This is a genomic window from Sporosarcina pasteurii (assembly GCF_041295575.1).
Classification (GTDB): Bacteria; Bacillota; Bacilli; order Bacillales_A; family Planococcaceae; genus Sporosarcina; species Sporosarcina pasteurii.
Genome location: NZ_CP160452.1, coordinates 163,125 through 186,392 on the forward strand (window position 1 = coordinate 163,125; position 23,268 = coordinate 186,392).

General features: G+C 39.3%; 21 protein-coding genes and 1 other annotated feature. Of the genes, 12 read left to right on the forward strand and 9 right to left on the reverse strand.

What is annotated here, in order from left to right; all coding sequences use genetic code 11:
* Nucleotides 1–14: 14 nt before the first annotated feature.
* A complete protein-coding gene (zwf, locus tag AB1H92_RS00780) occupies nucleotides 15–1,460 on the reverse strand; it encodes a glucose-6-phosphate dehydrogenase (RefSeq protein WP_115363987.1) in 1,446 nt (481 codons plus the stop codon).
* A gap of 369 nt (nucleotides 1,461–1,829) precedes the next feature.
* Between zwf and AB1H92_RS00785 the strand changes: the two genes are divergently transcribed.
* From AB1H92_RS00785 to AB1H92_RS00795, 3 genes are all read left to right on the forward strand, one after another.
* A complete protein-coding gene (locus AB1H92_RS00785) occupies nucleotides 1,830–2,447 on the forward strand; it encodes a cyclase family protein (protein ID WP_115359710.1) in 618 nt (205 codons plus the stop codon).
* Nucleotides 2,448–2,630: 183 nt separating this feature from the next.
* Nucleotides 2,631–2,957 carry a helix-turn-helix domain-containing protein gene (locus AB1H92_RS00790; protein WP_115359711.1) on the forward strand — a complete coding sequence of 109 codons (327 nt, stop codon included), beginning with the start codon at nucleotides 2,631–2,633 and terminating at the stop codon, nucleotides 2,955–2,957.
* A 17-nt stretch (nucleotides 2,958–2,974) separates the two neighbouring features.
* Nucleotides 2,975–3,901, forward strand: a complete 927-nt coding sequence (locus AB1H92_RS00795; protein WP_115359712.1) for a DsbA family protein — start codon at nucleotides 2,975–2,977, stop codon at nucleotides 3,899–3,901.
* A 125-nt stretch (nucleotides 3,902–4,026) separates the two neighbouring features.
* Here AB1H92_RS00795 and serC read toward each other — a convergent pair whose 3' ends face one another.
* Complete coding sequence (gene serC, locus AB1H92_RS00800) at nucleotides 4,027–5,127, reverse strand: 3-phosphoserine/phosphohydroxythreonine transaminase (protein WP_115359713.1); 1,101 nt, start codon at nucleotides 5,125–5,127, stop codon at nucleotides 4,027–4,029.
* 27 nt (nucleotides 5,128–5,154) lie between these two features.
* On the reverse strand, nucleotides 5,155–6,747 hold the full coding sequence (gene serA / locus AB1H92_RS00805) for a phosphoglycerate dehydrogenase (RefSeq protein WP_115359714.1): 1,593 nt from the start codon (nucleotides 6,745–6,747) through the stop codon (nucleotides 5,155–5,157).
* Nucleotides 6,748–7,109: 362 nt separating this feature from the next.
* On the opposite strand from serA, the gene AB1H92_RS00810 reads away from it, so the two are divergent.
* From AB1H92_RS00810 to AB1H92_RS00835, 6 genes are all read left to right on the forward strand, one after another.
* A complete protein-coding gene (locus tag AB1H92_RS00810) occupies nucleotides 7,110–7,802 on the forward strand; it encodes a hypothetical protein (protein WP_115359715.1) in 693 nt (230 codons plus the stop codon).
* Between the two features lie 75 nt (nucleotides 7,803–7,877).
* Nucleotides 7,878–8,627: an RNA polymerase sigma-I factor gene (gene sigI / locus AB1H92_RS00815; protein WP_115359716.1), complete on the forward strand. Its 750-nt coding sequence runs from the start codon at nucleotides 7,878–7,880 to the stop codon at nucleotides 8,625–8,627.
* Nucleotides 8,624–9,634, forward strand: coding sequence for an anti-sigma factor domain-containing protein (locus AB1H92_RS00820; RefSeq protein WP_115359717.1), 1,011 nt, complete (start codon nucleotides 8,624–8,626; stop codon nucleotides 9,632–9,634). Before sigI ends, AB1H92_RS00820 begins: the two co-directional genes overlap by 4 nt.
* Before the next feature lie 179 nt (nucleotides 9,635–9,813).
* Nucleotides 9,814–10,092: a metal-sensitive transcriptional regulator gene (locus tag AB1H92_RS00825; RefSeq protein ID WP_115359718.1), complete on the forward strand. Its 279-nt coding sequence runs from the start codon at nucleotides 9,814–9,816 to the stop codon at nucleotides 10,090–10,092.
* Nucleotides 10,093–10,163: 71 nt separating this feature from the next.
* Nucleotides 10,164–10,370, forward strand: a complete 207-nt coding sequence (copZ, locus tag AB1H92_RS00830) for a copper chaperone CopZ (RefSeq protein ID WP_115359719.1) — start codon at nucleotides 10,164–10,166, stop codon at nucleotides 10,368–10,370.
* Nucleotides 10,371–10,502: 132 nt separating this feature from the next.
* On the forward strand, nucleotides 10,503–12,914 hold the full coding sequence (locus tag AB1H92_RS00835; RefSeq protein ID WP_370475217.1) for a heavy metal translocating P-type ATPase: 2,412 nt from the start codon (nucleotides 10,503–10,505) through the stop codon (nucleotides 12,912–12,914).
* Nucleotides 12,915–12,969: 55 nt separating this feature from the next.
* Here AB1H92_RS00835 and AB1H92_RS00840 read toward each other — a convergent pair whose 3' ends face one another.
* Nucleotides 12,970–13,569 (reverse strand): GNAT family N-acetyltransferase, encoded by a 600-nt coding sequence (locus tag AB1H92_RS00840; protein ID WP_115359720.1) that lies wholly within the window; start codon nucleotides 13,567–13,569, stop codon nucleotides 12,970–12,972.
* A 1,274-nt stretch (nucleotides 13,570–14,843) separates the two neighbouring features.
* Nucleotides 14,844–15,057 (forward strand) — a binding site (T-box leader).
* A gap of 57 nt (nucleotides 15,058–15,114) precedes the next feature.
* Between AB1H92_RS00840 and proS the strand changes: the two genes are divergently transcribed.
* Complete coding sequence (gene proS / locus AB1H92_RS00845) at nucleotides 15,115–16,554, forward strand: proline--tRNA ligase (RefSeq protein WP_115359721.1); 1,440 nt, start codon at nucleotides 15,115–15,117, stop codon at nucleotides 16,552–16,554.
* Between the two features lie 70 nt (nucleotides 16,555–16,624).
* On the opposite strand, the gene arsC is transcribed toward proS, so the two are convergent.
* Genes arsC through AB1H92_RS00860 form a run of 3 tightly spaced genes read right to left on the reverse strand, consistent with a single transcriptional unit; the run spans nucleotide 16,625 to nucleotide 18,722 of the window.
* Entirely contained in the window at nucleotides 16,625–17,047 is a 423-nt protein-coding gene (gene arsC, locus AB1H92_RS00850; RefSeq protein ID WP_115359722.1) for an arsenate reductase (thioredoxin), read from the reverse strand.
* A gap of 16 nt (nucleotides 17,048–17,063) precedes the next feature.
* Nucleotides 17,064–18,359, reverse strand: coding sequence for an arsenic transporter (locus AB1H92_RS00855; protein WP_115359723.1), 1,296 nt, complete (start codon nucleotides 18,357–18,359; stop codon nucleotides 17,064–17,066).
* A gap of 15 nt (nucleotides 18,360–18,374) precedes the next feature.
* Nucleotides 18,375–18,722 (reverse strand): metalloregulator ArsR/SmtB family transcription factor, encoded by a 348-nt coding sequence (locus tag AB1H92_RS00860; protein WP_115359724.1) that lies wholly within the window; start codon nucleotides 18,720–18,722, stop codon nucleotides 18,375–18,377.
* 198 nt (nucleotides 18,723–18,920) lie between these two features.
* On the opposite strand from AB1H92_RS00860, the gene AB1H92_RS00865 reads away from it, so the two are divergent.
* Nucleotides 18,921–20,114 carry a chromate transporter gene (locus AB1H92_RS00865; RefSeq protein ID WP_115359725.1) on the forward strand — a complete coding sequence of 398 codons (1,194 nt, stop codon included), beginning with the start codon at nucleotides 18,921–18,923 and terminating at the stop codon, nucleotides 20,112–20,114.
* Nucleotides 20,115–20,192: 78 nt separating this feature from the next.
* Here AB1H92_RS00865 and AB1H92_RS00870 read toward each other — a convergent pair whose 3' ends face one another.
* Nucleotides 20,193–21,392, reverse strand: coding sequence for an alanine--tRNA ligase-related protein (locus AB1H92_RS00870; RefSeq protein ID WP_115359726.1), 1,200 nt, complete (start codon nucleotides 21,390–21,392; stop codon nucleotides 20,193–20,195).
* Between the two features lie 240 nt (nucleotides 21,393–21,632).
* Between AB1H92_RS00870 and AB1H92_RS00875 the strand changes: the two genes are divergently transcribed.
* Entirely contained in the window at nucleotides 21,633–22,178 is a 546-nt protein-coding gene (locus AB1H92_RS00875) for an NADPH-dependent FMN reductase (RefSeq protein ID WP_115359727.1), read from the forward strand.
* Between the two features lie 83 nt (nucleotides 22,179–22,261).
* Here AB1H92_RS00875 and AB1H92_RS00880 read toward each other — a convergent pair whose 3' ends face one another.
* On the reverse strand, nucleotides 22,262–23,152 hold the full coding sequence (locus tag AB1H92_RS00880) for a DMT family transporter (protein WP_115359728.1): 891 nt from the start codon (nucleotides 23,150–23,152) through the stop codon (nucleotides 22,262–22,264).
* Nucleotides 23,153–23,268 lie beyond the last annotated feature (116 nt).

Genomic DNA, 23,268 nt, shown 5'->3' on the forward strand with positions numbered 1-23,268 from the left:
TTGGGTTTTTAGTGTTACCACCATTTAAAGTTGTTTGTTTTGAGCAATTCATCTGCAGCTTCTGGACCTGTTGAACCTGCTGGATAAGTGTGAAGGGGTAATAGGTCGTTTTCAAACGCTTCCAATAATGGTTGAATCCATTTCCAAGATAATTCAACTTCATCCCAATGCGCAAAAAATGTTGAATTACCAAGCATTGCATCAAACAATAGCAACTCATAAGCATCAGATTGATCATCTGTATTTGTTTTGAAATTAATACAAGTAGGTTTAAACCGTTCACTTGAAGGTTCTTTAATATTAAGTTTTAAAGAAATCCCTTCACTTGGGTTAATTTCAAGTGTCAGTAGATTAGGCACGAGTTCTTCAGCAGGAATTGAAGCTCTTTGTTGTTTTTTAAATTCGAAAACAATGCGTGTAGACTTTTGGTTCAACCGCTTTCCAGTTCGTATATAAAAAGGAATTTCCCCCCATACCGGATTATCGATATGTAAGCGTGCAGCGAAATACGTGTCATTCATTGAGTTTTCAGGAACACCTGGCTCATCCAAATAACTAATGACAGGGGTGTTCAACACTTCCCCGGCACGATATTGACCACGAATCACATGTTTATGGGCATCTTCTTTTCTAATTGGTTTAAGTGATTCAATCACTTCAATTTTTTTGTTTCCAATTTCTTCCGCCGTAATATTTTCAGGTAAATGTAAAGCTGTCATCATCACTAGTTGAAGGAGATGGTTTTGTACCATATCACGGATTGCGCCTGCATTGTCGTAATAGGCGGCACGTGTCTCAACCCCGACCGTTTCACTTGCCGTAATTTGGACGTTGGCGATTTGTTTAAGGTCTAATAATGAGGCCAATGCAGGGTTCGCAAATACGAGTGATGCAAGGTTTTGTACCATTGGTTTCCCTAGATAATGATCGATTCTATAAATTTCTACTTCATCGAAAGCTTCGCTTAACTTTTTGTTTAATTCTTGGGCAGATTTTAAATCAGTCCCGAATGGCTTCTCAACAACAAGTCTCCTCCAACCGTCTGTCTGGTTAAGACCACTTGCATGAAGGTTCTCTGTAATGACTTCAACTAAGTTCGGGTCCACAGCTAAATAGAACAGCCGGTTACCTGTTATATTGAGTTCAATCTCCCTGTCTTCTATATGGGTTTGTAAACGTTTATAGGCAGTCTTATCAGTAACGTCTAATGGGCTGTATTGAAAATGGTTTAGAAAGTCTTGTAAGCTGTCGTCTTGAACGTCTCTTCTTGCATAGGTTCTAAGTGATTCTTCAATTTTTGTTTGGAAGAATTCGTGAGACCACTCTCTTCTCCCCAAGCCAATAACTGAAAATGAGTTCGGCATTTTTCCAGCTAGAAATAAATTATATAAAGCGGGGTATAATTTACGTTTCGCTAAGTCGCCCGTTGCTCCAAATAAAACAAAAGTTAGGGCCTGTATATCTTGGTTGCTTTCAACTTCGTGTAAGGCATCCACCTCAATAAATTTGGTCAACAGATCTTCGTTTTTCATCTAGTTTCTCTCCTATTTGTAAGGGTAATAATAAAGGTAAGTCTTAAGTATACTGATTTCCAACTGTAAATGTAAGTATGTGCTTTTGTAATTCAATGTTATTCATGAAATAGCGTTGTTTTTCAAGTATGATTGAATATTTTCGTCAATCATTGGGGATAATTAAGGCGCTTGCACTTTTGCTTTTGGAAATAAACGGTTGTCCTGAAAAGTTGTTTTAGTGGACAAAATTATGATGGCCATGCGAACCTATTTATATAGGAAGAATTCAAAATACATGAAGAATAGGTGAGTAATATGAAAATGTACGATGTAACTGCAACAATTTATGAGGGAATGACGGTCTATAAAAATAAACCGGAGAAACAGCCCAAGTTTAATACTGTCACAAACGGGTATGTTACTGAAACGCGAATGGAATTAGATGTACATACAGGTACCCATGTTGATGCACCTTTACATATGGTTGTAGATGGTGACACGTTTGAGTCAGTACCATTAGAAGATCTTGTTGGGCAGGCGAAGTTGTTTGACCTGACAGATGTGGAAGATGGTATTACGAAGGCGGATTTAGAGAAGTTCGACATTGAAAAAGGTGATTTCGTTTTACTAAAAACGAAGAATTCTTTTGAAGAAGAATTTAACTTCGATTTTATTTATCTAACGAAAGACGGTGCGGAATATCTTTCTGAGATTGGTGTTCGTGGTGTAGGGATTGATACACTTGGAATTGAGAGAGACCAAGAAGGCCATCCGACACATAAAACGTTATTTGGCGATAAGATTATTATTATAGAAGGACTTCGATTCAAGGAAGTAGCGCAAGGTGAATATTTCATGGTCGCTGCGCCACTCAAAATAGAAGGTACAGATGCATCACCTGCACGAGTGCTATTGTTTGAAGGATTAAGATAAATTACGATATATAAACGAGAGAGAAAAGAATTCGATGGATTCTTTTCTCTCTCTTTTTAGTGCTTGAAATTAATGAAGCGGAGGGGTTTTATTTTAATTAAAAAGGATTTGGTTTATTAATTTTTATAGTTGATATAATTAGTATACTAGCATATACTAATATTAATTGCAGGAGGTGGTATTTTGGAAGTCTGTCCTTACTTAGAATCATGCTTTGAGATTTTAGGAAGACGTTGGAATGGGCTTATTATTCATTACTTGTCAAATTGTCCGGAGTTTACAGCGCATTTTTCTGAAATTAGACGTGATTTGAGTGATATTACCCCTCGATCGCTTTCATTGAAATTGACAGAACTAATGGATTTTGGCTTGGTCGAAAAGGAAGTAACAACAGGAACACCCGTCGTCATTACGTATCATCTGACTGAAAAAGGTCAGCAATTGGCAATCGCCCTGCAGCCAGTTCATGAATGGGCACAACAACATATCAAGCTTGAGGAAAAAACTTAAAGAAAAGAGGCGTTTCAATGGATCAGAAAAATAATATGATGTGTGATATGGAAACGGGAATTTGTGGTCCAACCGGTGAAGACTCCGGAGCAATGGAGTTTATCGATTTATCAGCACAGAAAAAAACGATTGAACTATACTATGTAACGGATCCAATCTGCTCTCATTGTTGGGCATTAGAGCCAGTCCTGCGTAGGTTTGTAGATCAGTACAATCACTATTTCAATATGCATACAGTCATGGGGGGATTGCTTGAAAAGTGGGAAGGGTTTGCAGACGTGAGCAACGGCATTTCTAGTCCTGCAGATGTTGCAGGACACTGGAGAGAAGTTGGCGAACATTCACGTATGCCGATTGACGGAACAGTTTGGTACGACAATCCAATCGAATCGTCATTTATCCCATCTCGCGTATACAAAGTCATTCAAGAAAAGAATCCAGCGTTAGCGAATCCATTTTTACGTCGTGCACGAGAGGAACTTTTCGCTTTTAATCAAAACATTGCACAAGATGAAACTTTAATTAAACTCGTCAACCAAATAGGTCTTAACGGAGAAGAAATTGTTCAGGAGTCAAAGCTTCCGGAAGCAAACACTTCATTACAAGAAGATTTTCAACTCGTCCGTCAGTTAGGCGTCCGCGGCTTCCCGACAATTGTCATGGTCAATGAAGAACAACATGGTGTGCGAATCGTTGGTGCACGTACGCTAGAAGACTATACGAATGCACTCCAAAAGTTATTGCCGAATGAAACGTTACGCGCGGAACAGCTTTCTAATTTACAAACATTATTGCAACGAGAAAAATTATTATTCTCACGTGAAATTGAAGCATATTACTCCATTGAACAAAATGAAATAGAGGCATTTATTGAGCAGCAATTGCCTCGAGATGCTTATACAGTAGATAGCATCCTTGGCGAAAAATATATTCAAGTAAAATGAGAAATAGTAACCATTAGATTTCGTTATACACGATAAAGATTTTTAGAAAAAAACGGATTAAACTTGGAGAAATTCCCCAATGTTTAATCCGTTTTTACTTTATTCAAAGCAAACGTGGTGCAGTTTTACCTGTTGTTCTCTTGAAATTGAGTCATAAACTCACTTAGCGCAATACATGCTTCCACAGGGACGGAGTTATAAGCTGATGCGCGGCATCCACCAACAGAACGGTGTCCATTTAAGCCGACAAAACCTGCTTCCTGTGCTTCCGCTAAGAATTTCTTTTCTAGCTCCTCATCAGCAAGTCGGAACGTAATATTCATGTAAGAGCGACTGGCAGGTTCTGCATGCCCTATATAGAAGCCGTTACTGCCATCAATCACATCGTAAATATACTTAGCCTTTGTTTCGTTTTGTTTAGCCACTACTTCTAATCCACCTAATTCTTCTATCCAACGGAGCACCTCACCGAGCATATAGATGCCGAAAGTTGGCGGCGTATGATAAAGTGAATTGCTTTTTGCATGCGTATTATACTTTAACATCGTCGGTATTTCTGAATTTGCTTCCTCGAGCAAATCTTTACGAATAATGACGACTGTTACTCCTGAAGGTCCAAGATTCTTTTGTGCCCCAGCATATATTAGACCAAATTTACTCACGTCAATTGGTTTAGACATAATGTCACTGGACATATCTGCAACAAGTGGAACATTTCCTGTATTCGGGAACTCTTTCCACTGAGTACCATAAATGGTGTTATTAGATGTTAGATGGACATAAGCGTCATCTTCGTTATACTGTAGGTCTTTTATATTTGGGATTGTGTTATGGTTACGCTCTTTCGTGCTAGCGATCTCATAAGGTTCCCCGAATAATTTCGCTTCATCAAATGCTTTTTCCGCCCAAACACCCGTCATTAGATAGCCCGCTTTTTGTGTAGGCTTTAAAAAGTTCATAGGAATCATAGAAAATTGAAGACTTGCCCCGCCTTGTAGGAAAAGCACTTCATAGTTTTCAGGAATTGAAAATAGTTTTCTTAAACGTGCAATCGCATCATTATGTACTTCATCATAAGCTTTACTGCGATGACTCAGTTCCATAATCGACATACCAGTACCACGAAAGTTGACAAGCTCTTGTTGTGCTTTTTCCAAAACTGGCAAAGGTAGTGCGGATGGGCCAGCGTTAAAATTATAGACAGTTCGAATACTTTGTTTCAACATAACCACTCCTTAAGACTTGTTATTGTTTCAGTCGAAATTAACTTCACGAACTCTTTTGATATCTGGAATTGCCTTTAATTCCTCGATAACGGTTTTAGATGCTTGATGATCGATCTCTAAAATCATAACCGCAGAACCGCCGACTTCTTGGCGCCCTACTTGCATACTAGCAATATTAATTCCGTTAGCACCTAGTACTGTTCCAACCTGGCCAATGATTCCCGGCTCGTCCTGCTGCGAAATTAACAATAAATGACCCTGTGGAGAGAGGTCTACAGGATAAGGTCCAATTTTAATCAGTCGATCGCCTATGCCGGCAACTGAAGAACCAGTCACCCAGCGTTCTTCTTCTGTAGTTTTTAAACGAATCGTAATTTCGCTAGAAGCATTTTGTGAGAAAAGCGACTTCTGGAAGACAAGTTGGATATCGCGCTGCTTAGCCAAGTGGAGTGCATTCACGATATTCACTTGCTCTGCACCGAGATGATGCGTTAGGACACCTTTAAGCACATAGGGACTCAATGGAGTGGTATCTAAATCAGCCAATTCGCCTGCACATTCGATTGTAATTTCACGTACTGCACCGTCAGTCATCTGCGCAAGTGAATTTCCTAGATGTTCACATAATTTGAAGTACGGTTGCAGTTTATTCAGTAACTCGGGTGGAATAGAAGGTATATTCACCGCATTTTTGAATGGTTCATTGCGCAAAATATGCATGACTTGCTCGGATACGTCAATCGCTACGTTTTCTTGTGCCTCCATAGTAGATGCACCCAAGTGCGGTGTCACAATCATCTTTGGATGTGTAAAGAAAGGATGATCTGGCGCTGGCGGCTCATTTTCAAACACATCAAAAGCAGCTCCTGCTACAATTCCTTCATCAAGTGCATCGATTAGGGCTAATTCGTCAATAATACCTCCGCGTGCACAGTTAATAATTCGCATGCCTGGTTTCATCACTTCGAATTGTGGTTTGCTAATCATATGATGGGTTTCATTTGTAAGTGGCGTATGAACAGTCATAAAATCTGCCGTACGCACGATTTCGTCTAGTGTGGCCAGTTGAATACCTAGTTGCTTCGCACGTTCTTCCGGCATGAAAGGATCATAGCCGAGAACCGTCATGCCAAACGCGATTGCCCGTTTAGAAACCTCAAGCCCAATACGACCTAAACCAAACACACCAAGTTTCTTGTTTCGTAATTCAACACCAAGAAACGATTTACGGTCCCACTGTCCATCAACTGTTTTCGCGTATGCCTGTGGGATATGTCTTGCTAATGCCATCATCATTGCAAATGTGTGTTCACATGTAGTAATTGTGTTCCCATCAGGAGCGTTAATGACAATAATTCCTCGGTTCGTTGCGGCTTCTAAATCAATGTTGTCAACACCAACTCCCGCGCGACCGATTACTTTCAATTTAACGCCAGCTTCCATAATACGTTCGGTTACTGTTGTCTGAGAACGGACAAGCAGCGCATCAAATTCACCAATTATCGAAATAAGTTCCGATTCACTTAATCCTGTCTGCTTAATAACTTCCACGTCATCAGCATCCATTAACTGTTGTAATCCAAAATCACTAATCGGATCTGATACTAAAACTTTAAACATATGTATTCCTCCTCGTTTATGTAAAGGGCTATAAAGGTAACTAAGAAGTATTCCTCCAATCGTATTTGTTTTCTATATTAACACTTATTCTTCAGAAAGAAACGAAAATTTTTCATTATATAGGCTATAGCATAGATTAGGCGCCAGTCACCGAAACAAACATGTTAATTGAAACAATCAAGAATGTTTAAACTTTCACGATTGCTTGAGTGACTGTGGTCGACCCTTATTGAATTTTCCTTATACATAATTAATTTGCTATAGATCAAAAAGTTTTTGTCGACCCCCACAAAAAGCGATGACTGTTCGAATAACTGGTATACCCAAATTTCAGGGTAAAAAAATAATGAGGTGAATGGATTATGTATAAGAAATGGAAGCAAACTGGAGCAGCATTACTAATTGCAGGACTTACAATAACTGGGACTAGTTATGCATTGGCGGACGAAAAAGAGCCGATTAGTCTTAGTCAATTACTAGAAGAAGAAGCGACACCAGCGGATGAGTCAACGGAAGTGGCAGAGGATACGGTAGTGGAAAACGATGACGTGGAAGTAGATGAAGAGAGTACTGATTCTGATGAGCAAAGTTCTGAAGAGGCGAAAGAGGATGAAGAGGGCACTCAACAGAATGTAGATTCAGAAGAAAACAACTTACCGGAAATTCCAGAAGGTTATACAGCTGGTAATCTAGCTGCACTTGAAAAAGCTTACAATCAAGTACCAAATCCAACAGCGAAAGCAGCTATTCAAAAAAACATGGAGCGTTCAATTGAAAAGTGGGAAAGCAAGCAGGCAGTTAATGAAACGTCTGAAGAGCCTGTGGAGAATCCAGTTGAACAAGAAACTGCTGAACTAGTTGAAGAAAAGCAGCCGGCTAAAGAGGAAGTTACAAAACAACCTGCTGCACAAGCAAAAAAAGCACCGCAAGCTCAGTTAAATGCACAGCATAGAGAAGAAAGACAGGAATTAAAAGAGGCTCAAAAAGCAGAGCGTGAAGCACTAAAAGAAGAAAGAAAACAACAAAAGCAAAACAAAGAGGACAATAAAAACTAATCAACTGCTTTTCATTTTCCGGTGCATCTATTAAAATCAATTGCATTCGGTTTAAATGGAAACGGAGGAGTACTTATGCTTTTATCTATTGTACAAGGATTATTCAATATAAAGTCGAATACGGCATTAGATGAGCTTGTATTAAAGGCAAAGAATGGCGATGAGAAAGTAATGAACGACCTTCTCATCGCGTACACTCCGTTTATGAAAAAAACGGCTTCATTCGTTTGCAAAAGATTCATTGATGAGCATGACGATGAGTTTAGTGTAGCGATGAGTGGTTTTTATGAGGCGATATTAAATTATAATTTAAAAGAGAATTCATCATTAACAACTTTTTCTCATCTGATTATAAAAAGAAGACTGATTGATTATATCCGAAAAGAATCAGCAAGAAATGATGCGGCGCATTTAGTAAAAGATGACGATGAAGATAAAGAGTTAGAGCATTACCTATTTAATCAAGTATCGATTACGTCTTATTCTAAAGAGCAGCAAGCATTGAAACGGCGCGAGGAAATAATGGAATACAATCAGCTCCTCAAAAAATTTAACATGACATTCCAAGATCTTGTGAAGTCCTCTCCGAAACATGCCGATTCAAGAAAGACAGCTTTTCAAATTGCACAAATTATAGCGACAACACCCGGGTTTTATACATATCTAATGGAACAGAAAAGATTGCCGATGAAAGATTTAGAAGAACTTGTCGAAGTTTCTAGAAAGACGATTGAACGACAAAGGAAATATATCATCGCTGTCACATTACTTATAAACAGCAATTTCGTTTATATAAAGGAATATCTAAAAGGGGAATTCATATGATGCGAACTTATAAAGGCGTTGTTTGCGAAAAGAAAAAAAAATATATGATATTTCTCACGAGTGAGGGAGAGTTCCTAAGAGGGATCCCGATTGGTAAAACACCGGATATCGGTGACGAAACTAACTTCCAACTTGTTCCTTTTAGAGAGAAAGCAAAATTCCGATTTATTGGAGCAGTTGTTGCTGCAGCTATGCTTCTTTTATTTATTAGTGCAACTTTGTTTATCAAAAACAATCATGTGATGGCATATGTCCAGCTTGAAACTGATACAGCAGTAGAGCTGGAGGTCAATCGGAATGGAAAAGTAATTGCTGTGCGAGATTTGAAGAAAACAACTGAATCTAACTATTACTTAACGAAGTGGAAAGGCCATAAACTTGAAGCTGTTTTGGATTCTATAGTAAAGGAAACGATAACCGGAGACAGCAACAAACAAGTAATGATAACAACAGTATTTTCAGATTCAAAAAATGCGGCTAAGGTTCAAGAGATAGTCAGAGATGCTGTACACAATGTACGGGGCGAATATAAAGAGTTTGATTGGCGTATTTCTAAAAGCACGGAAAAAGAAAGAAAAACCGCGAATGAACATAAAATCTCTATCCATGAACTTAAGAAGATGAATGAAGAAGCGCCGACGAAAGAAAAAAATCTGCCTTCAAATATAGATGATTCCCAGAAAGTGGTTCCGGCAGTGCCTACGAATGAAATAGAGAATGAGGCACAATTTAATAAACACTCCGGTCCATCTGCTCATCCTGCCCAGAAAAACAAAGAAAAATCGGACCAGCGAGAAAATCGAGGAGAACAGAAGCGGAACGAACAGCTTGAAAATCGAGAGCTGAAACCTAAACCTGCACCTGTTAGAGAATCTCAGCAGGATTCAAACGCATCGAATAATAACCCTGGGAAGGTTAATGAAAATCCTTCTTCTAAACAGAAGGAAAAAAATCCGGATTCTCAAAAAATGAACGACTCACCAAGCGAAAACAATAAAGGAAAATAACTAATTGATGAAGGGTTATTTCTCAAAAAGCCGATTTCAAAAGGATTGGCTTTTTTGTGTTCGCCAAAAATGGCGTCTAGCTTTGGGTGCAAGACGCTTTTTTATCATTCATTTGATTGACTAATCTTCAAATAATAATGTATAATAGGGGTATAGGGTATACGACGGGAGTGAGGGAAATGTCGAAAACGACAGTCCAACCAAATAAACAACAGCTTTTAAATCGTTTAAAACGTATTGAAGGCCAGGTTCGCGGCGTGCATCAAATGATTGAAAATGACAGGTATTGCGTAGACGTTTTGCATCAAATTAGTGCGATTCAATCGGCGATGAATAAAGTTTCTTTAGCGCTACTAGAAGACCATACAAATCATTGCGTGATTAAAGCGATTAAAGATGAAAACGGCGAAGAAGCGATCAAAGAGCTGATGAGTGTCATGAAAACAATGACGAAGTAATAACCAAGTTATTTAGGTACCTGGTGAGGGTATGTTATATTGAATACAAACTTTAATGGGAGGCGTTTTAAATGAAAGAAGTATTAAAAGTTGAAGGTATGTCATGTAATCATTGTGTGAATGCAATTGAAACGAATGTCGGTGAATTAAACGGCGTCAATAATGTAAAAGTTAGTTTAGAGGAAAATAATGTAACAATTGATTTTGACAAAGCGAAAACAACACTCGACAAGATTAAAGAAACGATTGAAGACCAAGGTTTCGATGTACAGGCTTAATTGTGCAGTGCGATAAAAATTTCCACTTAAACTACGGAGTGGGGGTATAAGCGGAAACAAAGATTGTACCATGTAGGTATAATCTTTGTTTTTCAAAACTATATACCCCTACTACGTATAGGGGGAGGACCAATGACAATATCGGAAAAAACTCTACAAATTCAAGGGATGACTTGTTCTTCTTGTGCGAGTCGGATTGAGAGAACAATAGCTAAGATGGATGGCGTTGAACAGGCAAATGTTAATTTCGCGCTAGAAAGATCAACCATTAAATATGATCCAGAAAAAGTGACCGTCCATGATTTTGAAGAGAAGATTGAAAAACTCGGATTTCATGTCGTTCAAGAGCATGTCAATTTTGATGTGTCTGGAATGACTTGTTCGGCTTGTGCAAACAGGATTGAGAAACGAATAAATAGAATCGATGGCGTCTCTAATGCAACGCTTAACTTTGCTCTGGAAAAGCTATCGGTCGATTATAATAGTAGTCAAGTGAGTCCGCAAGATATGATGACAGCAATTGAGAAGATGGGTTTTGAATTATTACCTGAAAAAGATGCTGAAGACAAAATCGATCACAAAGAAACGGAAATCAAGAAGCAAAAACATAAATTTATCATTTCGGCAATTTTAACGTTTCCATTGTTTTGGACGATGGTTGCCCATTTTGAATTTCTGTCGTTCATTTATATGCCTGAAATTTTAATGAATCCATGGTTACAGTTAATCCTTGCAACGCCGGTTCAATTTATCATTGGCGCGCAGTTTTATAGAGGGGCTGTTAATTCCCTTAGAAATAAAAGTGCCAATATGGATGTCCTGGTGGCCCTCGGAACAAGTGCGGCATATTTCTACAGTTTGTATTTAGCGATTGAGTGGGTGAATGGCGGAAAGGTAGGTCATCCCGAACTTTATTTTGAAGCATCGGCAGTGATTATTACACTTATTGTTCTTGGAAAACTATTTGAAGTTCGCGCGAAAGGAAAAACGAGTCAGGCGATTCAAAAGCTCCTTGGATTACAAGCAAAAACGGCAAGGGTCGTTAGGGGCGGTATTGAAACAGAGATTCCTATCGAGGAAGTAATTGCCGGCGATGTAATTCTCGTTAGGCCTGGGGAAAAGATCCCAGTAGACGGGGAAATCATTGAAGGGAATTCAGCGGTTGATGAATCCATGCTAACTGGTGAAAGTATTCCCATGGATAAAGCTGTCGGCGATACGGTGATTGGGGCAACAATTAATAAAAATGGCTCCCTTCAAATTAAAGCAACAAAAGTTGGGAAAGATACGGCGCTTGCTCAAATTGTAAAAGTAGTGGAAGAGGCGCAAGGTTCTAAAGCCGATATTCAGCGATTAGCGGATAGAATATCGGGTATTTTCGTACCTGTCGTTGTAGGCATTGCGATTGTTACGTTTCTCATTTGGTATTTCGCCGTAACTCCAGGCGATTTTCGTTCTGCTTTAATTCCGACAATTTCTATTTTAGTTATCGCTTGTCCGTGTGCACTCGGTTTAGCCACTCCGACATCGATTATGGCTGGATCTGGAAGGGCGGCTGAAATTGGCGTGCTTTTTAAAGGCGGCGAACATTTAGAGCATACACAAGCGATTGATACAGTCGTGTTGGATAAAACGGGTACGGTGACAAAGGGAGAACCGGCACTAACTGACGTGATGATTGCTGATGGATTTGTGGAGGAAGACGTTCTGCAACTGGTTGCAACGGCTGAAAACCAATCTGAACACCCACTTGCACAAGCGATCGTTAGAGGCGTTCGAGAAAAAGGCGTCGATTTAGGAAATGTCGAAAGTTTTGAAGCATTGCCTGGTTATGGAATCCAAGCAGTTGTGAATGAAAAAACGATTCTCGTTGGGACAAGAAAACTAATGAGAGAGCATCAGATTGACCTACTAGATTATGAAGTGTCGATGGAAAATCTTGAGAATGAAGGTAAAACAGCGATGCTCGTCGCGATTGAAAGTAAAATTGCAGGTGTTATTGCGGTTGCTGATACGGTGAAGGAAACGTCTAAAGAAGCAATTGCAAGGATGCATGAGCTTGGATTGGATGTCATTATGTTAACGGGTGACAATACAAGAACAGCTGATGCGATTGCAAAAGAAGTAGGCATTTCACATGTCATTGCTGAAGTATTACCAGAGCAAAAAAGTGATGAAATTCAAAAGCTACAAGCTACTAGTAAAAATGTTGCCATGGTTGGAGACGGTATTAACGACGCACCAGCACTAGCAACGGCTAATATCGGAATGGCTGTAGGAACAGGTACAGATATTGCGATTGAAGCTGCAGATATTACGCTAATGCGTGGGGATTTAAATAGTGTAGCGGATGCGATCATGATGAGTAGAAAAACGATGCGTAATATTAAGCAAAACTTGTTTTTTGCTTTTTTCTATAACACTGTTGGAATTCCAATTGCCGCGATTGGTTTATTAGCACCTTGGGTAGCTGGTGCGGCGATGGCTTTCAGTTCGGTATCCGTCGTATTGAACGCGCTTCGCTTGCAAAAAGTGAAGTTATAAATAAAAAGGCATTTCTCTCTCCGGTTGGAAGAAGAAATGCCTTTTTGAATTAAATTTAGGACACGGGTTGTTCAATTCGTCGATTCATTAACTGTTCCATGTGCATTTTAACAATGGGCCATTCCGGACGAATTACACTAAAAATCACAGTGTTTCTTGGTGTACCGTCTTTTCGAATCATGTGATCACGGAAGATACCTTCCTGGGTAGCTCCGATACGAGCAATTGCATTTCTTGAACGAACGTTTCGTTCATCAGCTTGAATTTGAACGCGATTTAGATGAAGTACTTCAAAGCAATATTGCATTAGTAAATACTTACAATTCGTGTTTATAGGGCTTCGCCAATAGGAAGGTGAAAGCCATGAATAGCCAAGTTCAATCCGCATATGCGTATGATCTAGGTTCTTCAATTTTGTTCCGCCGATAATACGGTTTGTTTTATTATCAATAATAACAAAAGAATGTTCTTTGCCTAACGATTGATTGAGTAGTGATTCCTTAACAAAGTTTGCTGCATCTTCGCGGCTTTGTATTGTTATTGCTAAATGTGTCCAAATCTCATTATAATTACCGGCTTCAAAAATCGCATCTATATCTGTAAGCTCCATCGTTCTTAAAGTAACAATGTCGTTTACTAACACAATATTTTCCATCACAGAACCCCTTTTAAGGTATATTTTTTTACAATTTTCTCTATGTCAAATTGCTTTTTTTATCAATTGTAATGCAATTATAAGGGGAAACAGGATAAAAGGGAAGTGACATTTTATTGAAATGGTACAAATTTTTTCGCCAAAAATGACACGGTTTTTTGGCGATAAGAATATGATTGGACATTAATCATTTCGGGCTTAAAAGCTTTATTTTTCTAGTGATTACATTGCAAATCTTAAAAAAACAAATCCACTTTTATAGTGAGAGGTATCAATCATCGGCGCTGTATGAGTAAAATGTTTGTGGGGGATAAATGAAAATCCATAACACAATTAATCTCCGTTCCAATCGGACGCTTTCCGCGGGCACGGCCTCAGCCGCTTCCCTCGCTTCGCTCAGTCCAGGGTCTTCGGCTCGCGCTGTTCCCGCAGGAGTCGCCGATTTCCACTCCGATTAATTGGTGTGCACATGGAATAATTAGATTTGAAGGCATGAAAAAAGGAGCTCTCTTCTTGTATAGTAGAGTTTGCAGACAAACGCTACAGGAGAGGACCCACATGATTAAAGTGATTACAAGCTCACCAATATTTAAACAGGTTTGTTTAGAATACTTCAACGAACTTAGTCAGACACGTTCACCCAGCTCTTCGCAAAGCTAGAAGTAATAGTCGAGACCGTAGTAAAGCACACTTTCAATTGATGGACAAACGACAATGGACTCGTTATTCGGTTCAATCCAAGTGAGTCGAATTTAATACTAAGATAGGGAAATAGAGAAAATACGTAAATTTATTAGATCAACACTTACAATTTGAAGTTGCAAAAGGATTAAGTCCGTTAGTACAAGAAATCTTTCTTTCTTACATTAGACAACTGGAAAGCCTGTTTATCGAGCTTTAAAAGGATTACAGTGATTTTGAGATAACAAAGTTATTAATAAAGAAAGTTATGTAAGTTATTTGCGTTTATAAAAACTTATGTATAAGAAATCTCTGTTGATTGGAGTGCAGAGCGGCGACTCCGGTGGGATTAGCGTGACAGGTGAGACCCCACAGGAGCGCGGTTTTCGCGACGAGGAGGCTCACCGCACGCCCCACGGAACGCGTCCGCTCGGAACGGAAATCAACATAGTTTTATTTGGTGTTTTTATAAATGGAATACTTAACTATCCGAGAAGAGAAAACCTTTGCAATGGTACCCATAAAAAATTGACTCAATCATCAGCGCTCATTCAGTTGTCTAAGTTCTAAATATTTGCTATGCTATTGTAGATATAAAATCCGTGACGTGGCCAAGTAAATAAAAATGTGAGACAGAAATGGTAACAACTGCTGAGAGTTATCGCACCGCTTTTTATTGAAACCTACCGCTGAGATGTTATGTAAACATAACCGAGTCGTTTTCGTTATCAAACGTTTCAAGAGGGCTTACGTGAAGTAAGCTAAATGAAGGTGGTACCACGTCAATCGCGCAAAGACGTCCTTATTAGAGGGCAGCTTTGTGTTTTTTTATTTTCGTCAAACAATACTTAAGGAGGAACAAGAATGACGAGCAAGAGAGAAAACGAATTTACAAGTTGGTATATCGATACCATTCAAAAAGCTGATTTAATGGACTATACGCCAGTTCGTGGCTGTATCGCTTTTAAACCAGACGGCTATGAAATTTGGGAGCATATCCAAGCGGAAATGGACAAGCGTTTTAAAGAAACTGGGCACCGTAACGCATATTTCCCAATGTTAATTCCAGAGAACTTTTTCCAAAAAGAAAAAGACCATATTGAAGGATTTTCACCTGAATTGCCGTGGGTTACTGAAGCAGCGGGGGAAAAGTTAGAAGAGCGTTTAGCACTTCGTCCAACTTCAGAAACAATGATTGGTCACCTATATTCAGATTGGATCAACAGTTACCGCGATCTTCCAGTGTTAATTAACCAATGGGCGAATGTTTTCCGTTGGGAAAAGAGAACGTTACCGTTTATTCGTACTTCTGAGTTTTTATGGCAAGAAGGGCATACTGCGCATGTAGACGAGGAAGAAGCACGTGAAGAAACGATGCAAATGCTTGGCATTTACAAAGAAGTTGTAGAAGACTTGCTTGCGATTCCAGTTTATGACGGTGAAAAAACGCCTTCTGAACGTTTTGCCGGTGCGGTTGATACTTATTCAATCGAAGCGATGATGCAAGATGGAAAAGCAGTTCAAGCGGGAACATCTCATTATTTAGGCACGAAATTTGCGGAAGCATTCGATATTAAATATTTAACGCGTGAAAATAAACATGAATACGTTCATACAACTTCATGGGGAACGTCAACACGTCTTATCGGTTCTGTCATTATGGTTCACGGCGATGAACAAGGTCTTGTTTTACCGCCACGTATCGCGCCGACACAAGTGGTGTTAATTCCAGTTGGACCGTGGAAGAAGAATCCTGAAATTATCGAGAAGTTAGATGCTGTTTTTGCTGAATTAAAAGCAAAAGGTATCCGCGTTCGTCTTGATGATTCTGACCAATCACCAGGCTTCAAGTTTAACGAGTGGGAATTAAAAGGGGTTCCAGTACGCGTTGAGTTAGGACCACGTGACTTGGCAAAAGACCAGGCATTATTAAAAGCACGTGATGAAGATGAAAAAGTGGAAGTTAATTTGAACGACCTAGTTGCACGTATTGAAGAAGAATTAACGACGATGCAAACACGCCTATTCGAAAAGGCGAAAGCATTCCGTGAAAAGCATTCTCATACACACGTCGACACACTCGAGCAATTAGAACAACATATTGCAGATTCAGAGAAAAACGACGACATTCCAGGCTGGGTACTAGCAGGATGGTGTGGTGACGATGATTGTGAATCTCATGTTCAAGAAGAAACAAAGTTCACGACGCGCAACATTCCGTTCAACCCGCCGGCAACGAAAGATACATGTATTAACTGCGGAAAAGACGCAAAGCATACGGTATGGTTTGGCCGCGCTTACTAATATAAAAAATAAAAGAGACCAACAGGTGCATTACATTTGTTGGTCTCTTTTTATGATTTACTAGAGTAACTTAAATTGCGTTTTCCTTAGAAAAAGCATTGATCTTTTCCCCAATCTCATCACGAACCCGTTGGAAAACAGCCCAAACCTCTTCATCTGTTCCTTCAGCCTTTGCAGGGTCATCAAAACCCCAGTGCTCATGACGAACGTGAGGAGGAATCGTTGGGCAATTATCTATCGCGTCACCGCATAATGTAACAACTAAATCAGCAGTATTTAAAATGTTCCTATCAATTAAATCTGAAGATTGATTGGTGATATCTACATCTACTTCCTTCATTGCTTGAACCGCTTTTGGGTTGACGCCGTGCGCTTCAATACCCGCACTGAAAACTTCCCAGTTATCTCCTAAATATTCTTTTCCCCAACCTTCAGCCATTTGGCTACGGCAAGAATTTCCTGTACATAAGAAATAAAGTGTCTTTTTAGTCATGATAAAATCTCCTCTATTAGATAATTAATAACCATAAATAAAGCCCGATAAGTGTAAAAAGTAGCGTAGGAATTGTTAAAATGATTCCAATCTTAAAATACGTTCCCCACTTAATTTTCACGCCTTTTTGCGAAAGAACGTGCAACCATAATAACGTAGCTAAAGAACCGATTGGCGTGATTTTTGGTCCTAAATCTGACCCAATCACATTGGCATAAATTAAAGCCTCCCGGATGGGTCCTGTTGTAGTTGTTTCAGATATCGCCAAAGCGTTGATCATAACGGTAGGCATGTTATTCATCACTGATGACAAGATTGCGGCAATAAAGCCCATCGAAATCGTTCCTACAAATAACCCTTGGTCAGCAGCCAGTTGGATGACATCTGCGAGTATGCTTGTAAGTCCAACATTTCGCAAGCCATAAACAACGACGTACATGCCAATGGAAAAGAAAACGATGGCCCATGGTGCACCTTTAATGACCTGTTTCGTTTGAACGGCAGTACTTCTTTGAGCCATAATCGTGTAAAAAATCGCAACGATGCCAGCGACAATAGAAACAGGTAGCCCCGTAAATTCGCTGCTGAAGTAGCCAATGAGTAATACTGTTAAGACAATCCAAGATAGGCGAAACATCTTTAAATCTTTAATTGCGTCTTTTGGTTGTTTCAGATCCGACACTTGATAATTTTCAGGGATACTTTTCCGGAAAAATAAATACAATACTAAAATACTGGCGACTAATGCAAATAAATTCGGTACAATCATACGTGATGCATATTCGGCAAAGCCTATTCCGAAATAGTCTGCAGAAACAATATTGACTAAGTTACTGACAACTAACGGTAAAGAAGTCGTGTCTGCAATAAATCCACTGGCAATGATAAATGGGAAAACCATTTTTTCATTGAAATTTAAATTTCGTACCATCGCCAATACGATAGGCGTCAAAATAAGTGCAGCACCATCATTTGCGAAAAGGGCCGCAACGACTGCGCCTAAGATGGTAACATACACAAACATGCGGACACCGCTGCCTTGGGCTAATCTAGCCATATGGAGGGCAGCCCACTCAAAAAATCCAATCTCATCTAAAATGAGTGAAATAATAATAATTGCGATAAAAGCAAGTGTTGCATTCCAAACAATTCCTGTAACATCTAACACATCTTGAAAGTTGACAACCCCTATGAGCAGCGCAATAAGTGCCCCGATACAAGCAGACCAGCCAATTGAGAGGTTTCTCGGTTGCCAAATAACAAAAATTAGTGTGATGAGGAAGATGGCTGATGCGGTAATAACTGAAATCATGTTCTTTTCTCCTCCTTATTCACAGCAAATGCGAAGCCCTTTTGCTTCCAACTCTGTAATAGATTCATCTTGGTCAGCAAGATGTTTTAAAATGCCTTCGATAAACGGATAATCTGTGTGTTCTTTATTAATAGAGTAAAAAACCCATTGCCCGCGGCGTTCTTCCTGTACTAATTCAATGTCCCGAAGCCTGCGCAAGTGTTGACTGATTGCAGGTTGACTCATCTGAAATATTTCAACAAATTCACATACACAACATTCGTGTGATTTAAGCAATTTCATCATTGTTAAACGAGTCGGATCACCAAGTAACTTTAAAAGTTGTGATGCTCGTTGTAAATCAATGGGTAATGAATCATTCATTTTATCTCCTCCAACGATTAGTATATAAGCATATGCTTATACATACAAGTGGAAAGTTTGTATACTTTGGAGTATTAATCAGGTGCTAGTATGTTAAAAATTTGTAAAAATTCTATTTTTAAATGGAAGATCACTTATGTAGATGTTATCTTTTGACCATACACAAATTTGATGGGAAAGAGAAAAAAGGAGGAGCAAATGGGACAAAATAATAGTAATAATCGGTTGAAAAATCTCTTAGAAATTTTGATTATATCAACCAGACTGGGCTTGACATCATTTGGTGGGCCAACAGCTCATTTAGGTTATTTTCACGAGGAATATGTTCGAAGAAGAAAGTGGATGGATGAAAAAAGCTATGCGGATTTAGTAGCGTTAGCTCAATTTTTACCCGGACCTGCGAGTAGCCAGGTTGGAATTGGGATTGGCGTGATGCGAGCCGGAGTATTAGGTGGAATTATTTCTTTTATAGGATTCACATTGCCTTCAGTCATTGCCCTTATCATTTTTGCTTTGTTGCTCAGTAGTTTTGATGTTGGAGATGCTGGTTGGATACATGGGTTGAAAATCGTTGCAGTAGCAGTAGTTGCCCAAGCGATTTTAGGCATGGCTAATAAATTAACGCCTGATTTAAAAAGGAAAGCGATTGCTTTATTTGCTTTAGTTGGCACGCTCATTTGGCAGACGGCTTTTACGCAAGTAGGGGTCATTTTGATTGCGGCATTTTTGGGCTTTTTATTATTTAAAAAACATGAGAAAAGTGCAGAGGCAAATTCTCAATTTCCAATTACTAAACGAGTTTCAGTAATTTGCTTATCGTTGTTTTTCGCTTTGTTATTTCTATTACCTGTCATTAAGGGAATAACAGGCTCATATTGGATTGCTATGTTCGACAGTTTTTATCGTTCTGGGTCATTAGTTTTCGGCGGGGGACACGTCGTGTTGCCATTATTGGAACAAGAATTTGTACCAACTGGATGGATAACGGAAGAGGCATTTTTAGCGGGGTATGGTGCCACGCAAGCAGTACCAGGACCTTTATTTACATTTGCTGCTTATTTAGGAGCTGTCCTGAAAGGATGGCAAGGCGGATTAATTGCAACAGCTGCAGTGTTTTTACCTGCTTTCCTTCTGATTCTCGGTGCGTTGCCATTTTGGGATAGTTTACGAAACACCCCAAAGATTAAAGGGGCAATTATGGGAGTCAATGCAGCCGTTGTTGGGATTTTAATTTCAGCTTTTTATACACCGATTTGGACAAGTTCTATCTTAGCGCCTGTTGATTTTGCGTTAGCAGCGATTCTATTTAGCATGCTTGCTTATTGGAAGCTTCCACCTTGGATTGTTGTTGTAACTGGTGCGCTTGTTGGCGTGATTTTACCATTAATTTGATAGGAAATAAGGCGATATCTATTTTTAACATAGAGAATCGCCTTATTTTTTTATTGCTCAAATCAAGAAGTTTCAAAGTTAATTAATCGAGGCAGTTAAACTATTTTCCATCATTTTTAACAATTCTTCTTCTGTCAGTTTATAATCACCGCCGCCTTGAACGAAAGCGTCATTTCCTCCACCTTTACCGTCTATGAGTGGCAACACAGCAGCTGAAACGTCCTTCATACTTGCAGTAGATAAACTGCCTCTAGCTGCAACAAATTGAAGCTTATCATCATTACGAGCAACGAGAAGTACAATTGTTTCGTCTGATTCCGCCACAATGAATCGAGCTAGTTTTTGTAATTGCTGAATGGAACGGCCTTGGAATGTAGCGGTAACTAAGCCGTTACGCTGTTGACTCAATAATTCTTTGGACTCGAATGATAATATTGCATCTTGTGTTTCCTTCAATGATTTTTCAAGTGAGTGATTTGTCTCTAATAGCTTCTCGATAGCCTTGCCAATCCCATCTTCAGGGGCACTTAATAATTTTGAAGCTTTCGCAACTACATTTGTTTTATCATGTAACAGATTGAGTACGCGCTTTCCACAAACGAAATGAACCCTTGTGTTTCCTCGATGCTTCTCAGCAGATACGATTTTTAACGAACTCACTTGTCCGGTATATTCAGGATGAGTTCCGCCACATCCGTTATAGTCAAAATCTGGAATAATGACAAGACGTATCTCCTCGGTTGCTTGAATTTGCTTTCGCAGTGGATATTGATAGAGTTCGTCTTCCGTTACCCACTTCACTTCGATTGGACGGTTTTCAAGAATCACTTTATTTGCCAGCTCTTCTGCTGCTTTAAGTTGTTCGTCTGTAATGTCATCAGCCTCGATATCAATGGAGACCAAATTTGTCCCTAAATGGAAACTGACAGTTGGAAATTCAAATAACTCAACAAATGCAGCGGATAATATGTGTTGTCCGGCATGTTGCTGCATGTGGTCAAAGCGACGTTCCCAATTGATATTACAATCGAGTTCGCCTGAGGCATCCATCTCTCCCGACAAATAATGACGAATTTCACCATCAATTTCAACAACATCAATTATGGGTACTCCATTAATTGTACCGGTATCGTGTGGCTGACCGCCGCCGGTTGGATAAAAGGCCGTTTGATCCAACACAACGTAAGGTTTTTCATTCTCATCTCTTTCCGTTTTCACTACTTGCGCCGTAAAAGATTGACACTCGGGCTCGGCATAATACAAACGATTTTTTAGCATAAAATCGACTCCTACTTCATTAAGTTGGGTTTATCTTATCATAATTAATGGTGGGAATGTCATTCCTAACAGTCCCCATGTGAATGGAAAATTAAACTTAAATAGATTCGGTTTTTAAAGAAGTTGTTTTACTATATTTACATTTACCCACAAATTACCGAAAATAAATGTTTTCTAAATTCAAGAATTATTGTTCATACTAAAATTTGATGCTTCAATATGTGTAGAGGAGAATGGAAAATGAAAGTTATAGCTCTTATTGGGAGTTTGCGGGAGGATTCTTACAATCGGCAGTTAATTGAAACGATTGAAAAGCGGTATCATACGATGTTTAATCTTGAAGTGGCACCGATTGGAAAGCTTCCGTTTTACAATGAAGATGAAGAAATGTATCCGCCAAAGGAAGTTGAAAAATTTAAGAAAATGATTGAAGACGCTGATGCTGTTTTTATTAGCACGCCTGAGTTTAATTGGTCGATATCAGGGGTGTTAAAAAATGCATTAGATTGGCTATCGCGAGTAGAGAAACCGATTGCGAAAAAACCGGTTCTTTTAATGGGCGTCTCGCAAGGAGGATTGGGAACGATTAGAGCGCAATTGCACGCAAGACAAATATTAACGAGTGTCGGTGCGGTTATGATGCCGGCTGTAAGTAATGAAATTCTTATTGGTGGTGCCGGACAAAAGTTTGAAAACGGTGAACTTACTCATGAAGTTACTTTGCAGTATATTGACGAAGTGATGGAACGATTTTTGGAATTTGTTAAGAAGGAACAAGACCAGTAAAAAACCACTTTCTCATATATAGAAGTTGTCGTTTAAAGGACAACTTCTTCAATGAGAAAGTGGTTTTATTCATGTACGTCAATCTACTTTTCTTTTCTAGCAAGAAGCCTATGTTCTACTGTTGGCAAAGTCATCCCAAAAAGTATGACAAGGATGCCAATGACTTGTAAAAATGTTAGGTTTTCACGTAATAAAATGACCGATACAGTGACGGCAACAGGTAATTCCATCGCACTTAAAATGGAAGATGTCGCTGCGCCGACCTTTGGGACTGCAATCGAGAATAAATAAATCGGAATCACAATCCCAAATAGACCGAGAATCAGACCATAAATCCATAAGCCTTCGCCGAATAATATGCCATTCCAAACAATTTCCGGTGATTGGAAGAAAGTAATGGCAATGACAGCAAAAAATGAAGTAAACAAGAGGCGGGTTTCCGTGTCCATTCCTTCAACTTGTTTAGAGTTCACCATAACAAATGAAGCAAAACTGACAGCCGAAGCCAATCCCCATGCCCAACCTTGCCATGGAATTCCGCTAATATCCGCGCCAATAACGCCTGCGGCTAAAATTGTCCCAGCAAATAATAAAATAAGTGAAATGATTTCAATGCGCTTTGGCAAACGTCTTCTTGCAATACAATCAAACAACATGCCTATCCAAGTGAATTGGAAGAGCATAACGACTGCAATGGAAGCAGGCATATACGTAACGGCTTGTCCATAAACCGTTCCTGTAGTAGCCGTGAAAAGGCCTGCCAATACAAGTGTGACACCGCCGCCAAATTTAGGCAGTTTGCGACGGACAATAGCGAAAATAATAAGTGCGAGCACAAAGCCAGTAAAGTATTGTGCTGTGACCGCTTCTGAAGCAGTAAATCCATCTATAATTGCAAGTTTTATAATTGTTGATAAAATACCGTAGCAACTTGCCGCGAATATAATCATGAGAGGATAAATCCATTGTTTCATAAACTAGAGCCTCCTATTTCATCACGCCATTATACCACGGATCGCAAAATTATCGTATCAAAGTGAATGGGCTTAAATCTGATGACATAACCATAAAAGCAATCACTTATGCCTCA

What these genes read in the sequence shown, in the direction of transcription:
- AB1H92_RS00785 (WP_115359710.1), top strand. Translation starts at nt 1,830, where the DNA reads ATGAAAATGTACGATGTAACTGCAACAATTTATGAGGGAATGACGGTC.
- AB1H92_RS00795 (WP_115359712.1), top strand. Translation starts at nt 2,975, where the DNA reads ATGGATCAGAAAAATAATATGATGTGTGATATGGAAACGGGAATTTGT.
- serC (WP_115359713.1), bottom strand. Translation starts at nt 5,127, where the DNA reads ATGTTGAAACAAAGTATTCGAACTGTCTATAATTTTAACGCTGGCCCA.
- serA (WP_115359714.1), bottom strand. Translation starts at nt 6,747, where the DNA reads ATGTTTAAAGTTTTAGTATCAGATCCGATTAGTGATTTTGGATTACAA.
- AB1H92_RS00810 (WP_115359715.1), top strand. Translation starts at nt 7,110, where the DNA reads ATGTATAAGAAATGGAAGCAAACTGGAGCAGCATTACTAATTGCAGGA.
- sigI (WP_115359716.1), top strand. Translation starts at nt 7,878, where the DNA reads ATGCTTTTATCTATTGTACAAGGATTATTCAATATAAAGTCGAATACG.
- AB1H92_RS00820 (WP_115359717.1), top strand. Translation starts at nt 8,624, where the DNA reads ATGATGCGAACTTATAAAGGCGTTGTTTGCGAAAAGAAAAAAAAATAT.
- AB1H92_RS00825 (WP_115359718.1), top strand. Translation starts at nt 9,814, where the DNA reads ATGTCGAAAACGACAGTCCAACCAAATAAACAACAGCTTTTAAATCGT.
- copZ (WP_115359719.1), top strand. Translation starts at nt 10,164, where the DNA reads ATGAAAGAAGTATTAAAAGTTGAAGGTATGTCATGTAATCATTGTGTG.
- AB1H92_RS00835 (WP_370475217.1), top strand. Translation starts at nt 10,503, where the DNA reads ATGACAATATCGGAAAAAACTCTACAAATTCAAGGGATGACTTGTTCT.
- AB1H92_RS00840 (WP_115359720.1), bottom strand. Translation starts at nt 13,569, where the DNA reads ATGGAAAATATTGTGTTAGTAAACGACATTGTTACTTTAAGAACGATG.
- proS (WP_115359721.1), top strand. Translation starts at nt 15,115, where the DNA reads ATGACGAGCAAGAGAGAAAACGAATTTACAAGTTGGTATATCGATACC.
- arsC (WP_115359722.1), bottom strand. Translation starts at nt 17,047, where the DNA reads ATGACTAAAAAGACACTTTATTTCTTATGTACAGGAAATTCTTGCCGT.
- AB1H92_RS00855 (WP_115359723.1), bottom strand. Translation starts at nt 18,359, where the DNA reads ATGATTTCAGTTATTACCGCATCAGCCATCTTCCTCATCACACTAATT.
- AB1H92_RS00860 (WP_115359724.1), bottom strand. Translation starts at nt 18,722, where the DNA reads ATGAATGATTCATTACCCATTGATTTACAACGAGCATCACAACTTTTA.
- AB1H92_RS00865 (WP_115359725.1), top strand. Translation starts at nt 18,921, where the DNA reads ATGGGACAAAATAATAGTAATAATCGGTTGAAAAATCTCTTAGAAATT.
- AB1H92_RS00870 (WP_115359726.1), bottom strand. Translation starts at nt 21,392, where the DNA reads ATGCTAAAAAATCGTTTGTATTATGCCGAGCCCGAGTGTCAATCTTTT.
- AB1H92_RS00875 (WP_115359727.1), top strand. Translation starts at nt 21,633, where the DNA reads ATGAAAGTTATAGCTCTTATTGGGAGTTTGCGGGAGGATTCTTACAAT.
- AB1H92_RS00880 (WP_115359728.1), bottom strand. Translation starts at nt 23,152, where the DNA reads ATGAAACAATGGATTTATCCTCTCATGATTATATTCGCGGCAAGTTGC.